We start from the raw sequence: 13,097 nt of genomic DNA, 5'->3' as shown, positions 1-13,097 counted from the left end.
CCGACCGCACCGACCTTTCATGATCAGCCTGTGTTCCGAGCCTGTGTTCCGAGGAGGAGCAACCATGTCCAGAATCCCCCGGCCCAAGGTGACGGCGGGCGTCGCCGCCATCGCCCTGGCCCTGTCCCTGACGAGCTGCTCGACCCGCGGCGGCGACGACGGCGCGACCACGGGCGTCGACAAGGACACCATCAAGCTGGGCGTCCTGGTGGACCTGTCGGGCCCGCTCGCGGGCAGCGGCAAGACCATCCACCAGTCCCACCAGATGGCGGTCGAGGAGATCAACAAGGCCGGCGGCGTGTGCGGCCGGAAGATCGAGATGGTCGTCCGCGACAACGGCTACGACCCGCAGAAGGGCGTCACCGCCTACGACGAGATCGAGCCGCAGGTGTTCGGGTTCCTCAACATCTACGGCTCCGCGGTGATCACCGCGCTCCGCGACAAGATCGGCCAGAACGGGGTGCTGTCCGGGCTGACCAGCTTCTCCTCCGAGCTGCTGGGCGACGAGCACCTCATCGTGATGGGCTCGACCTACGACATCCAGATGATCAACGGGGTGGACTGGCTGCTCCGCAACGACAAGATCAAGAAGGGGGACAAGGTCGGGCACATCTACCTGCAGGGCGACTTCGGCGGCAACAGCTACAAGGGCAGCCAGTACGCGGCGAAGCAGCTGGGGCTGACGCTGGTCGCGCAGCAGATCAAGCCCAGCGACAGCGACCTGACGAGCCAGGTCAACGCGCTGAAGGCGGCGGGGGTGAAGGCCGTCCTCATCGACGCGACGTCCAAGCAGACGGCGTCGGCGGCCTCGGTGATGAAGGCGAGCGGCCTGGACGTGCCGATCATGGGCAACGTGTCGTCCTGGGGGACGAGCATCCTGTCGACGTCGGCGAAGGCGGCGATGGAAGGGCGCTTCCAGCGGGTGAGCCCGATGGGGTCGCTCGGCGGCACCGCCGAGGGCAACAAGAAGCTGGCCGCGAACTGGAAGGCGAAGTACGGCACCACGAGGCCGGAATCCGACTACGCCGTCGTCCACGCCTACACGCTCACCCACCTCTACTCGAAGATCCTCTCCGAGGCCTGCGGCGACCTGACCAGGCCCGGCCTGCTCAAGGCGCGGGGCAAGGTCACCGACTTCGAGATGCCGGGGCTGCTGCCGCCGCAGAACCTCTCCGACCCGGCGCAGCCGACGACCCGGCAGAGCCAGGTGCAGCAGATCGACCCTGAGGCCCTGGCCGGCCTCGGAGTCAAGGAGGACTTCCGGGCCTCCGACACCGCCAAGACCTACAAGGTCGACGGCTCGGGCTGACCTCCCGGCGCGACGAACCGGCCCCTCCCACGTGATCCGTGGGAGGGGCCGGTTCGTGTGCGCGTCAGTTCCGCGGGCGGAGGTGCGCCGTGGCCACGCAGTGCCGCTCGCCGTCCGGCGAGGCGACCCACAGTTCGAGGGACGCGTCGGGCGGCCCCTGGACGAGCCGGCCGCCGATGACGAGTTCGGCGCCGCAGAAGGCGGGACGCACGTTGCGGTACTCGATCGACTCGACCCGCAGCCCCAGCGCCCGCGCCCGGGAGTCGGCGAGTTCCAGCAGCCAGGAACCCTGGAGGGGGCCGGGCACGACGACGCCCGGATAGTCCTCGACGTCCCGGCAGTAGTCGGCGTCGTAGTGGACGCGGTGCGGGTTCCACGTGGCGGCGGAGAAGGTGAACAGCTGGACGGGCCCCGGCGTGACCGTGAACCCGTCGATCGGCGTCCCGGTCATCGCAGCACCCGCGCGTACGTCTCGGACACGACGGCCTCCCCGTTGTCCTGGTCGGTGTAGTCGAGCGAGTAGGACACCAGGATGAGCGGGCCGGACCGGCCCTGCTTCTCCTGGATGCCGCTGATCGCGGTGGTGAGCCCGATGACGTCGCCGGCGTGGATCCGCCGGTGGAACCGGGCCCTGGTGTCCCCGGCCATGATCTTGGACGCGCGGCTCGGCGGCGTCAGCCCCGGCGACACCCCGTCGCCGTTCAGCTCGTCCAGCGGGACGAGGTTCTGCGACTGGAGCCGGACGGCGACGTAGAAGCCGAGCGGGGCCACCACGTCGGGATGGCCCTGCGCCCTCGCGGTCTCCGGGTCGAAGTGGACCGGGTCGCGTGCCCCGATGGCCACCGCGAACTTGGCGATGTCGGCACGCGTCACCGGGTACGGGGGAGCCGTCACGGTCCGTCCGACCCAGGACATGGTCGTCTCGTCGAGCAGGCTGGTGGTCATCGGCCCTCCCGCCCGGCCGGGACCGGTGTCCAGACGGGCCGGCGCCCGCCCGCGGGGGAGTCGGCGAAAGTCCAGCGCACCGGCATGCCGGCCGTGAGCTCCGCGGCGGGTGCGTCGATCCTCCCGATCACCCTGATACCGGCGGCGGGCAGGCCGATCATGCCGACCGGGTACGGGACGGCGTCCCGGAAGCCGCCGAGCCGGGTGTGCGCAACGACCGTCCAGGTGAACAGCTCGCCGGTGTCCGGCAGCCGGACCCAGGACGTGTCGGGGCAGCGGCAGTGCGGGCAGGCCGGGCGCGGCGGCCAGAAACTCCTCGCGCAGCCCGTACAGCGCTGGGCGCGCAGTTCCTCCTCCGCGACGCCCGCGCGGTATCCGGCGAGGTCCGGATGTCCATCGGTCACCGTCCGGCTCCCTTCTCGTGATGTGCTCAACCGGCCGACAGGAGGGCGAGGGCGCCGTCGCCGAGGTCGCCCCAGCCGGTGACGGCCGCCACCCGGGCGCCGTCCACCTGCCGTGCCCCGCAGGTGCCGCGGAGCTGGCGCACCGCCTCGACGACGTGGCTCATCCCGGCGGTGTGGGCGTGCGACAGCAGCCCGCCGTGCGGATTCACCGGCAGCGAGCCGGTGAGGGCGATGTTCCCGTCCTGGACGAACCGGCCGCCTTCGCCGCGCGGGCAGAAACCCGCCTCCTCCAGTTGCTGGATCACCTCGAACGTGAAGCAGTCGTAGATGAGCGCGACGTCGACGTCCTGCGGGGTCAGCCCGGCGGCGCGGAACGCGCGGGGCGCGGCCCTGGTGAGCCCGGTGTCGAAGAGGTCGGTCCGGCCGCACAGATCGTCGGGCGAGTCCGGGTGGCCCTCGGCCGCCGCCGAGATCGCGACGGCCCGGCCCGCGTCCACCGCGCCGGCGGCGGAGACGATCACCGCGGCGGCGCCGTCGGTCTCCAGGCAGCAGTCGAACAGCAGGTACGGGTCGGCGATGACGCGCGAGCCGAGGTAGTCCTCGCGGGTCATCGGCCGGCCGTGCATCTGCGCGGCCTCGTTGAGCTGCGCGTTCGCCCGCATCGTCAGCGCGACCTCGGCCAGCGCGTCCCTGCTGGTGCCGAACTCGTGCATGTGCCGGCGGCAGATCATCGCGTACCACTGGGCGGGGGTGCTGAGCCCGTGGACCTCCTCCAGCTCCTCCCGGAAGTGGCGGCCGGCGAGGTGGACGACCCGCTGGTCGACGCGCGTCCCGGACCGTCCGTTGCGGGCGACGAACACGGCCACGTGCTCGGCCTGCCCCGACTCCACGGCGAGCGCCGCGAGCCGCAGCCCGGCGATCGCGCTCGCCCCGCCCAGGTGCGGGACGGCGGTGAACGTCACGTCCGGGAGCCCGAACACCGAGATCACGTCCTCGGCCGTCGGCCCCATCGGGTACGGGACGACGCCGTCGATGCGGGCCGGGTCGATGCCCGCGTCGGCGGCGGCGGCCGAGACGGCCTCGAAGGCCAGCCGGGTGGTGCTCCTCCCGCTGGCCTTCGAGAACTCCGTCTCCCCGACGCCGCTGACCACCGCCCTCCGGGGAGGGCGGGCGGCCGCGCCGGTCACAGGTCCAGGCTCTTCGCGAGCAGGTTCCGCTGGATCTCCGACGATCCGCCGCCGATCTCGCCGAGCTTGGCGTCCCGGAAGTGCCGCTGCATCGGCGTCTCCATCGTGTAGCCGAGGCCGCCGAGGATCTGCAGGCCGTCGTGCGCGGCCTTCATGTACGCCTCCGACGCGACGAGTTTGGCCAGCGACGCCTCCCGCCGGCACGGCAGCCCCTCGTTCAGCATCTCCCCGACCCGGTAGGTGGCGAGCCGGGCGTGGTCGATCGCGATGTGCATGTCGACGAGCTTGTGCCGGATCACCTGGAACGACGAGATCGCCCGTCCGAACTGCTCGCGCTCCTTGGCGTAGGCGGCGGCGTAGTCGAAGGCGTCCTGTGCGGCGCCCACGTACGCGGCGGCCAGGGTGAAGCGTTCCACGTCCAGGGAGTGCGTGATGACCTCCCAGCCCTGACCGGCCTCGCCCAGCAGGCAGCTCGCCGGGATGCGCGCGTGGTCGAGGGAGATGTTGAACGTCGGGTTCGTCCAGATGCCGAGCTTCTGCATCTCGGAGAAGGTGATCCCCTCCGTCTTCGGGTCGACCAGGAAGACGGAGATGCCCTTGTGCTTGTGCTCGCCGGTCCGCGCCACGAGGATGACGTGGTCCGCGATGGCGGAACACGTGCTGAAATGCTTGGTCCCGGTGAGGACGAAGTGGTCGCCGTCCCGTTCCGCGCGCGTCGACACGGCCGCGGCGTCGCTGCCCGCACCCGGTTCCGACAGGGCGATGGCCAGCAGCAGCTCGCCGGACGCGAGGCCCGGGACGATCGTCTCGCGCTGCCGCTCGCTCCCGTACCTCAGGATCGTCTCTCCGTAGCCGGTCACCTTGAAGTAGTTGCTGGCCAGCGAGTACGACACCTTGCCGAGTTCCTCGGTGACGAGCCCGAGCAGCGTCCCCCAGCGCGGATCGCGCTCGCCGGTCTCCGCGTCGGGGAACGCGATGCCCATCCAGCCCGTGGCGCCGAGCCGCTTCATCAGGTCGGCCGGGTAGGTGTGGGCCTGGTCCAGTTCGTCCCAGTGCCCGGGCGGGCATTCGCGGCGGACGAAGTCGCGGACGGCCGAGCGCAGTGCCAGCTCCTCGTCCGTCAGATACGGCATCACCATGCCGGAGACCACCTTTCTCACAATCAGGAATGGGCGAGCTTGACCAGGCTGTCGGCGATCGTCGCCGTGCCGTCGCCCGCCACGATGACCGGGTTGCACTCGATCTCGCGGATGCGGGGGAGCCGGGCGGCGAGCCCGCTCAGCCGCGCGATCAGCGTGCACAGCGGCCCGAGATCCGTGCTGCGCCCCCGGTACCCGGACAGGACGTGCCCGACCTTCGTCCGAGCGAGCAGCTCGCGGGCGGCGGGCGCGCCGATCGGGCCGGCCATCGCCCACAGGTCGCCGATCAGCTCCGCCTGCACCCCGCCGGAGCCGGCGACCACGACCGGCCCGTAGGCGGGGTCGTGCCGGGCGGAGAGCAGGACCTCGACGCCGCGCGGCGCCATCTGCTCGACCGTCCACCCTTCGATGACGATGCCGGGGACGCGTTCGCGGGCGGTCGCGGCCGTGGCGCGGACGGCGGCGAGCAGCTCGTCCTCGTCGCGGACGTCCAGGACGACGCCGCCGATCTCGGTCTTGTGCCGGACACCGGTGGCCTGGAGTTTCACGGCGACGGGGAACGCGACGCCGGGGATGGGGCCGAAGCCCTGCTCGCCGGCCGGGCCGATGAACGCGGCGGACGCGATGGGCAGCCCCGCCGCCCGCAGCAGCTCACGGGACTCCGCTTCGGTGAGGAAGCCGGTGCCGTCGGGGGTGAGGCCGGTGAGGTCGGGCAGCGGGCCGTCGTCCGCGGCGTCCACCACCTGGACCGGTCCAGAGCGGCGCAGCACCGCCGCGACGCCGACCGCGTTCGCGAGCGTCGGGCTCACCGGCACCGGGCCCGCCGCGAGGACGGGCTTCACGTTCTCCGGGCACGCCTGCCAGACCAGCTGGTTCGGCTTCGTCAGCTTCGGCGCGGCCTCGATGAGCGCCTCGGCCAGCCCGGCGGCATGCTCACCGCCCGCCCCCATGAGCGTGATGAGCTGCCCCAGCCCGGGATCGGCGTCCAGGGCCTCCAGTGCGCCGACCATGATCGACGCGTCGTAGACGGCCCCCGCGGTGGTGTCGGTCGGGTTCCCCGGGACGACGAAGCCGGGCAGGGCGGCGCGCAGCCGCTCCATCGTCTCCGGCGCCGGCTCGGGAATCTCCAGCCCGGCCTCCGACAGCCGGTCGGCCGTGATCACACCGGCTCCGCCCGAGACGCTGACGATCCCCACCCCCGGCGCCCGCGGTTCCCCGTGGCCGAGCAGCACGGTGACCGCGCCGAGCAGCTCCTCCGGCGTGTCGGCGACGAAGGCGCCCGCGTTCGCCGCGAGCATCCTGGTCAGCACGTTCGAGGACGCCATGGCCGCCGTGTGCGAGGCCGCGGCGCGCGAGCCGCCGGCGCTCTCCCCGGCCGGCAGCAGCACGACCCGCTTGCCCAGCGAGTCGGCGAGCGCGATCGCGTCCAGCAGCGCCCGGCCGTCTTCGGTCCCCTCGACGTAGAGGGCGAGGACGTCGATCCCCGGGTCCCGGGCCAGGTGCGCGACGAGGTCGCCGGCCGGCAGGACCAGCTCGTTGCCCGTGCTGAACATGTACCGGAAGGGCGTCCTCGGCTTGGCCATGCCGCACAGGTAGGAGCCGATGGCGCCGCTCTGGACGATGAGGGCCGCGCGCCCGACCTCGTCCACGGCGGGGGCGTGGCCGCCGATGACCGTCCCGAACGTCAGGTGGACGCCGGTCGCGAAGTTGAAGACGCCCAGGGAGTTCGGGCCGAGGACGGTCAGGCCGCGTTCCAGCGCCAGCGCCTTCAGTTCCGCCTCCCGGGCGCGTCCCTCCTCGCCGGCCTCGGCGAATCCCGAACTGAGGACGAGGAAGCTCCGTGTCCCGTGGTCGGCGGCCTCCCGCACGACGTCCGCCACCGCCTTGGCCGGGACGGCGACGACGACGACGTCCGGGACCTCGGGCAGGCTCGCGACGCTCGGGTGGAACCCGTCATGGTCCGCGTACCGGTTGTTGACGGCGTACGTCGCGGGCGGGTCGGCGGCGGCGCGCAGGTTCGCCAGCACGGTCGTCGCGGGCCCCTTCCGCGTGGGGGACGCGCCCACCACCGCGACGCTCCGGGGCGCGAGGACCCGGCCCAGGCCGGTGTCCGGGCCGGTGCGGTCGTCGTTCATCTGTCTCCTATTGGGTGAGGGCGCGGGCGATGACATTCCGCTGCACCTCATTGGTTCCTTCGCCGATCTCCAGGATCTTGGCGTCGGCGTAGAAGCGGGAGATGTCGGACTCCCGGATGTAGCCGTACCCGCCGTGCACCTGCAGGCTCTGCGAGGCCGCGCGGTTCGCCACCTCCGACGCGTACAGTTTGGCCATCGCCGCCTCGGTGGCGTGCGGGCGGCCCTGGTCGGCGAGCCAGGCCGCCTTGTAGATCAGGCCGCGCGCCGCCTCGTACTCGGTGGCGATGTCGGCGAGCTTGTGCGCGACGGCCTGGAAGTCGACCAGCGGGCGGCCGAACTGGTGGCGGGTCCTGGCGTGCTGGACGCCGAGCTTCAGCGCCGCCGCGGTGAGCGACAGGCCGAGCGCGGCGACGCTGATGCGGCCCTTGTCCAGGACGGCCAGGAACTGCCGGAGCCCGTTGCCCTCCTCGCCGATGAGGTGGTCGTCCGGGACGAAGCAGTCGGTGAAGACCAGCTCGCGGGTGTCCAGGGCGTGCCAGCCGAGCTTCTTCAACCGGTTGCCCTTGGTGTAGCCGCCGGTGCCCTCCGGGACGAAGAACGTCGCGTAGCGCCGGCGGCCGTTCTCACCCGTCCCCGTCACGGCGAGCACCGTCACGCCGAGGCTGATGTCGGTGCCGGCGTTGCTGATGAACATCTTCGTGCCGTTGAGGACCCAGCCGCCGGCGGACCTTTCGGCGCGGGTGGCGATGCCCGCCGCGTCGGAACCGGCGGACGGCTCGGTCAGCCCGAACGCGCCGAGCCGCTCGCCGGACGCCAGCGGGCGCAGCCAGCGCTCCTTCTGCTCAGGCGTGCCGAAAACGGCGAGCGGCAGGCTCGCGATGGTGGAGTGGGCGTTCCACGCGGCGGCGACCGACTGGTCGGCGGCGCCGAGCTCCTCCATGACGGCGACGTAGGCCACCATTCCGGCGCCGGTGCCGCCGTACTCCTCGGGGACGAGCATCCCCATCAGCCCGAGGTCGGCGAGCCGGCGGAACACCGGGGACGGGAAGTGCTCGTCCTCGGACCAGCGCTGCGCGTGCGGCGCGATCTCCTTGGCGGCGAAGTCGCGGACCGTGCGCTGCAGGTCGACGATCTCGGGGGGCAGGTCGAAGTTCATGGGGGTCACGGTGCCTTCGGGGACAGGAGCGCCTTGAGGTGGCCACCGCGGCCGGCGGCCAGATCGGCGAACAGCCCGGGGCCCTCGGACAGCGGGAAACGGCCGGTGATCATGAGTGCGGGGTCGAGGACGCCGCCGGACATCAGGTCGACGACCCGGCCGACGTCGAAGTTGTAGCCGAGGCTTCCGGCCAGGGTGCGCTCGTAGAACGTCAGAGCGGTCAGGTCGAGCTGTGCCGGGCGGTCGCCGATGCCCGCCAGGACGATCCGGCCGCCGCGGCGGGCCGACGACACCGCCGCCGCGGCGAGGCCGGGGAGGCCGGTGGCCTCCACGACCACGTCGGGGCCGACCTTGCCGGTCCGCAGGTAGACCTCGCGGCGCACGTCGGAGGCGTCCGGGTCGTACGCCTCGGTCACGAGGCCGGAGATCCGCTCCCGGCGCGCGGGCTCCGGCTCGCTGACGTAGACGCCGGCCGCGCCGGCGGTCTTCGCCGCCAGCACCACGGCGACGCCGATCGGGCCGGCGCCGAGCACCAGCACGTGGTCGCCGGGGCCGACGCCGCCGCGCCGCACCGCGTGCAGGCCCACCGCCAGCGGCTCGGCCAGCGCGGCGAGGTCGTCAGGGACGCCGTCCGGCAGCCGGACGAGCCCGGCGGCGGGGACGGTGACCCGCTCGGCGAAACCGCCGGGGGAGGCCAGGCCGACCGACCCGCCCTTGGGGCAGATGTGGTACTCGCCGCGGCGGCACCAGCGGCACTCGCCGCACCGCCAGCAGGGGTCCACGGCCACCCGGTCGCCGACCTCGACGCCGGGGGCGGGACCGCCGAGGGCCAGCACCGTCCCGCTCATCTCGTGGCCGAGCGCGAGCGGCGGGCGGTGCCCGGTCAGCGGATGCGGGCCGGGACGGATCATGTGCGGACCGGAGGCGTACTCGTGCACGTCGGTGCCGCAGACACCGCAGTAGGCCACCTCGATCAGCGCCTCACCGGGCCCTGGCGGCTCAGGCTCCGGAACGTCCTCCAGGCGCAGGTCGCGTGGTCCATGCCAGCGCAGGGCTCTCATGGCACCTCACAGATAGTTTCATGTACCGATCGGTCAATGAAATCCCCGCGGTCGATCAACTGTCAAGGCCAGGGCGGAGATCGAGACTCCCTCCGCGACACTCCGCGGAGTCCGTCCGAGGGCTTGTCAAGGTCGTCCGTGCCGTTTAGGGTGCCGTTCACGCGGTTTTATATACCGGTCGGACTGATTAACGGGCCGGCCGATCGGACGATTCCGGAGGAGAGGCCCGGCGATGTACAGCCTCGCGAGTGTTCTCGACCAGCACGCCCAGCGGCGGCCCGGCAAGACCGTCGTCGTGCACGGCGACCGGCGGCTCACCAACCGGGACCTCCAGGCGCGCGTCGACGCGCTCGCGCACGGTCTGCTCGACCTCGGCATCGGCCGCGGCGACGTGATCGGGCTGCTGCTCTACAACCACGCCGAGTTCCTGGAGGCGGTCTTCGCGGCCAACCGGATCGGCGCGGTGTTCCTGCCGCTCAACTACCGGCTCGCCCCCGCGGAATGGGAGTACATCCTCGGCCACGCGGGCGCCCGCGCGCTCATCACCGAGAGCGAGTTCGGCGCGGCCGTCGAGAACCTCGCGCTTCCCGAACTGCGCCACCGCATCACCCTCGACGGGGCCGCCGGCCCGTCCTGGACCCGCCTGCCCGACCTCGTCGAGGCGAACCTCGGCCGCGGCGTCCCGCCGGTCGACACGGGCGAGGGAGAACTGCAGCGGCTCATGTACACCTCGGGGACGACCTCACGGCCCAAGGGCGTCAAGATCACCAATGGCAACGTGATCTACAAGAACCTCGGGCAGATCATCCACCTCGGCCTCACGCACGCCGACATCACGCTCGTCTGCGGCCCGCTGTACCACGTCGGCGCGCTCGACCTTCCTGCGCTCGCGACCTGGCACGCCGGCGGAAGCCTCGTCGTCCAGCGGAAGTTCGACGCGGACGAGGTGCTGCGCGCGATCGAGCGCGAGCGGATCACGAACGTCTGGCTCGCCCCCGCCATGATGAACGCGGTGCTCGGGTCGGCGGAACTCGGCCGCCGGGACACCTCGTCCGTGCGGTTCATCGTGGGCGGCGGGGAGAAGATGCCCGAACCGCTGGTCCGCCGCATCCTGGAGGGATTCCCGAACGCCTGGTTCGCCGACGCCTACGGCCTCACCGAGACCGTGTCCGGCGACACGTTCCTGGACCGGGAGCACACCCTCGCCAAGCTCGGCTCCGTCGGCCGTCCGATCCCGCATGTCCGGGTGCGCGTGGTCGGCGAGGACGACCGGGACGTGCCCGCCGGAACCCTCGGCGAGATCGTCCTGCGCGGCCCCAAAGTGTGCGCCGGGTACTGGCGGGACGAGGCCGCCACCGAGCGGGCCTTCCGCGGCGGCTGGTTCCACACCGGCGACGTCGGGCGGCTCGACGAGGACGGCTTCCTCTACGTCGAGGACCGCAAGAAGGACATGATCGTCTCGGGTGGGGAGAACATCGCCACCCCCGAGGTCGAGCGTGTCCTCTACGAGCACCCGGCCGTACTGGAGGCCGCCGTGGTCGGCCTGCCCCACGAGCGCTGGGGCGAGGTGCCGCGGGCGTTCGTCGTTCCCCGGCCGGGCGAGACGGTGACGGCGGAGGAGATCCAGGACTTCTGCCGTGCCCGGCTGGCCCGGTTCAAAGTCCCCGCCCGGGTCGAGCTCATCGGCGAACTGCCCCGCACGCCGTCCGGCAAGGTGCTCAAGCGGCTGCTCCGCGACCGCCCCGCCACGGCCGCCCCGTGACCGTCACCGACCCGCGGAAGGACGCCATGACCGGCTCCCGCCCCGACCTTCTCGAACTGCACCGCAGGATGCGGCGGATCAGGCGCTTCGAGGAGCGCGCCGCCGAGCTGTACCGGCGGTCGGAGGTGCCCGGGTTCGTCCACCTGTCGATCGGGCAGGAGGCGAGCGCCGTGGGCGCGTGCGCCCCCCTCGACGAGCGCGACGTCATCACGTCCACGCACCGGGGCCACGGCCACTGCCTGGCGCGGGGCCTGGACACGGAGTCGATGTTCGCCGAGCTCATGGGCCGGGAGACCGGCGCCTGCCACGGCCGCGGCGGCTCGATGCACATCGCCGACCCCCGGCACGGCGTCTTCGGAGCCAACGGCATCGTCGGCGCCGGGCTGCCGATCGCGGTCGGCGCCGCCACGGCCGCGTCCATGCGCCGCACCGGAGGCGTCGTCGTCGCCTTCTTCGGGGACGGCGCCGTCGCGCAGGGCATGTTCCACGAGGCGGTGAACCTCGCCGCCGTCCAGGACCTGCCGGTGGTGTTCATGTGCGAGAACAACCACTACGCCGAGTTCTCCAGCGCCGCCGACCAGCACCGGGCGCCGCTGTCGGCCCGCGCCGCCGGCTACGGCATCGGCTACGAGCACGTGGACGGCAACGACGTCGCGGCCGTGACCGACGTCGTGGCGTCGGTGGTCGAGCGGCTGCGCGGCGGGTCGGGGCCCGTCCTGGTGGAGGCGGAGACCTACCGCTGGCACGGCCACTACGAAGGCGACCCCGAGCGGTACCGGTCACCGTCGGAGCTGGAGGACTGGAAGAAGCGCGACCCGCTGCTGGTGTCCCGCCGGCGGCTCACCGCGGCCGGTGCGGAGGGCGCCGCGATCGACGCCGTCGAGGCCGAGGTGGAGGCCGAGATCGAGGCGGCGGTCGAAGCCGCCCGTGCCGCCCCCGCTCCCGCCCCGTCCAGCCTCTTCGACCATGTCTCGGCGCCCCGCCCGAGCCTGCCCGAGCCACCCGAGCCGGCCGGTGCGGACTTCCGCATGATGGACGCGGTCAAGTCCGCCCTCGAACACGAACTGGCGGCCGACCCCGACGTGTTCGTCGCGGGCATCGACGTGGGCGCGGGCGGCAACGTCTTCGGGCTGACACGCGGGCTGGCCGAGCGCTTCCCCGGCCGCGTCCGGGACATGCCGATCTCGGAGACCGCGATCGTCGGGACCGCGGTCGGGGCCGCGATGGCCGGCATGCGGCCGATCGTGGAGATCATGTACATGGACTTCATCGGCGTCTGCTTCGACCAGTTGCTCAACCAGGCCGCCAAACTGCGGTTCATGACCGGCGGCCGGGCGAGCCTGCCGCTCGTCGTCCGCACCCAGTTCGGCGCCGGACGCTCCTCCGGCAGCCAGCACTCGCAGAGCCTGGAGGCCCTCCTCGCGCACGTGCCGGGTCTCACGGTCGTCATGCCGTCGACGCCGGCCGACACCTACGGACTGCTCCGCGCCGCCGTCCGCGACCCGAACCCCGTCGTCTTCGTGGAGAACCGGCTGCAGTACGGGAGCAAGGGGCCGCGCCCGCCCGCCGAACACCTCGTCCCCATCGGGAAGGCGAAAGTGGTCCGGGAGGGCAAGGACCTCACCCTCGTCTCGTACTCGCGGATGGTGCACGACTGCCTCGCCGCGGCCGACGCCGTCGCCGCCGAGGGCATCGACGTCGAGGTCATCGACCTGCGCACGATCACGCCCCTCGACCGGGAGACGGTGCTGGCCTCGCTCGCCAAGACGAACCGCCTCGTGATCGCCCACGAGGCCGTCCGGGACTTCGGTGTCGGCGCGGAACTCGTGGCGATGGCGGCCAACGAGGGCTTCTGGCACCTGGACGCACCGGTCGTCCGGGTCGCGCCGCCGCCGATGCCCGCCCCCTACGCCCCGTCGCTCGAACGGCTCTGGCTGCCGGACGCCGACACCATCGCGACGACCCTGCGCCGGGTCGCGGCGGTCTGACCCGCCATGCC

The 13,097-nt window shown here is 72.5% G+C and carries 11 protein-coding genes; 3 read left to right on the top strand and 8 right to left on the bottom strand.

Annotated features, from left to right (window positions below; translation table 11 throughout):
* The first annotated feature begins 64 nt into the window (after positions 1–64).
* Positions 65–1,309: an ABC transporter substrate-binding protein gene (locus tag ACGFK0_RS18945; protein ID WP_392906322.1), complete on the top strand. Its 1,245-nt coding sequence runs from the start codon at positions 65–67 to the stop codon at positions 1,307–1,309.
* 64 nt (positions 1,310–1,373) lie between these two features.
* Here the strand turns inward: ACGFK0_RS18945 and ACGFK0_RS18940 are convergent, their stop codons facing one another.
* Genes ACGFK0_RS18940 through ACGFK0_RS18905 form a run of 8 tightly spaced genes read right to left on the bottom strand, consistent with a single transcriptional unit; the run spans position 1,374 to position 9,336 of the window.
* Positions 1,374–1,760 carry a hypothetical protein gene (locus ACGFK0_RS18940; RefSeq protein WP_392906321.1) on the bottom strand — a complete coding sequence of 129 codons (387 nt, stop codon included), beginning with the start codon at positions 1,758–1,760 and terminating at the stop codon, positions 1,374–1,376.
* Positions 1,757–2,254, bottom strand: a complete 498-nt coding sequence (locus ACGFK0_RS18935) for a MaoC family dehydratase N-terminal domain-containing protein (protein ID WP_392906320.1) — start codon at positions 2,252–2,254, stop codon at positions 1,757–1,759. Before ACGFK0_RS18935 ends, ACGFK0_RS18940 begins: the two co-directional genes overlap by 4 nt.
* Positions 2,251–2,658 (bottom strand): Zn-ribbon domain-containing OB-fold protein, encoded by a 408-nt coding sequence (locus ACGFK0_RS18930; protein WP_392906319.1) that lies wholly within the window; start codon positions 2,656–2,658, stop codon positions 2,251–2,253. Before ACGFK0_RS18930 ends, ACGFK0_RS18935 begins: the two co-directional genes overlap by 4 nt.
* A gap of 26 nt (positions 2,659–2,684) precedes the next feature.
* Positions 2,685–3,845 carry a hypothetical protein gene (locus tag ACGFK0_RS18925; RefSeq protein ID WP_392906318.1) on the bottom strand — a complete coding sequence of 387 codons (1,161 nt, stop codon included), beginning with the start codon at positions 3,843–3,845 and terminating at the stop codon, positions 2,685–2,687.
* The gene (locus tag ACGFK0_RS18920; protein ID WP_392906316.1) at positions 3,842–4,984 is read right to left on the bottom strand and encodes an acyl-CoA dehydrogenase family protein; all 1,143 of its coding nucleotides are present in this window, start codon (positions 4,982–4,984) and stop codon (positions 3,842–3,844) included. The genes ACGFK0_RS18925 and ACGFK0_RS18920 overlap by 4 nt, the downstream gene beginning before the upstream one ends.
* A gap of 23 nt (positions 4,985–5,007) precedes the next feature.
* On the bottom strand, positions 5,008–7,119 hold the full coding sequence (locus ACGFK0_RS18915; protein ID WP_392906314.1) for an acetate--CoA ligase family protein: 2,112 nt from the start codon (positions 7,117–7,119) through the stop codon (positions 5,008–5,010).
* Between the two features lie 7 nt (positions 7,120–7,126).
* On the bottom strand, positions 7,127–8,275 hold the full coding sequence (locus tag ACGFK0_RS18910; protein WP_392906312.1) for an acyl-CoA dehydrogenase family protein: 1,149 nt from the start codon (positions 8,273–8,275) through the stop codon (positions 7,127–7,129).
* A 5-nt stretch (positions 8,276–8,280) separates the two neighbouring features.
* Positions 8,281–9,336 (bottom strand): alcohol dehydrogenase catalytic domain-containing protein, encoded by a 1,056-nt coding sequence (locus tag ACGFK0_RS18905; protein WP_392906311.1) that lies wholly within the window; start codon positions 9,334–9,336, stop codon positions 8,281–8,283.
* A 232-nt stretch (positions 9,337–9,568) separates the two neighbouring features.
* On the opposite strand from ACGFK0_RS18905, the gene ACGFK0_RS18900 reads away from it, so the two are divergent.
* Positions 9,569–11,098, top strand: coding sequence for a long-chain fatty acid--CoA ligase (locus ACGFK0_RS18900; RefSeq protein ID WP_392906310.1), 1,530 nt, complete (start codon positions 9,569–9,571; stop codon positions 11,096–11,098).
* A 26-nt stretch (positions 11,099–11,124) separates the two neighbouring features.
* Positions 11,125–13,086, top strand: coding sequence for a pyruvate dehydrogenase complex E1 component subunit beta (locus tag ACGFK0_RS18895; protein WP_392906308.1), 1,962 nt, complete (start codon positions 11,125–11,127; stop codon positions 13,084–13,086).
* Positions 13,087–13,097 lie beyond the last annotated feature (11 nt).

Source organism: Spirillospora sp. NPDC048823 (assembly GCF_043198445.1).
Lineage (GTDB): Bacteria > Actinomycetota > Actinomycetes > Streptosporangiales > Streptosporangiaceae > Spirillospora.
Note: the sequence above shows the minus strand (reverse complement) of the source record. Positions and strands in the feature narration are given on the sequence as shown.

Coding starts and splice junctions, on each gene's coding strand:
- ACGFK0_RS18895 (WP_392906308.1), top strand. CDS start 11,125: ATGACCGGCTCCCGCCCCGACCTTCTCGAACTGCACCGCAGGATGCGG.
- ACGFK0_RS18940 (WP_392906321.1), bottom strand. CDS start 1,760: ATGACCGGGACGCCGATCGACGGGTTCACGGTCACGCCGGGGCCCGTC.
- ACGFK0_RS18915 (WP_392906314.1), bottom strand. CDS start 7,119: ATGAACGACGACCGCACCGGCCCGGACACCGGCCTGGGCCGGGTCCTC.
- ACGFK0_RS18920 (WP_392906316.1), bottom strand. CDS start 4,984: ATGGTGATGCCGTATCTGACGGACGAGGAGCTGGCACTGCGCTCGGCC.
- ACGFK0_RS18935 (WP_392906320.1), bottom strand. CDS start 2,254: ATGACCACCAGCCTGCTCGACGAGACGACCATGTCCTGGGTCGGACGG.
- ACGFK0_RS18910 (WP_392906312.1), bottom strand. CDS start 8,275: ATGAACTTCGACCTGCCCCCCGAGATCGTCGACCTGCAGCGCACGGTC.
- ACGFK0_RS18905 (WP_392906311.1), bottom strand. CDS start 9,336: ATGAGAGCCCTGCGCTGGCATGGACCACGCGACCTGCGCCTGGAGGAC.
- ACGFK0_RS18945 (WP_392906322.1), top strand. CDS start 65: ATGTCCAGAATCCCCCGGCCCAAGGTGACGGCGGGCGTCGCCGCCATC.
- ACGFK0_RS18900 (WP_392906310.1), top strand. CDS start 9,569: ATGTACAGCCTCGCGAGTGTTCTCGACCAGCACGCCCAGCGGCGGCCC.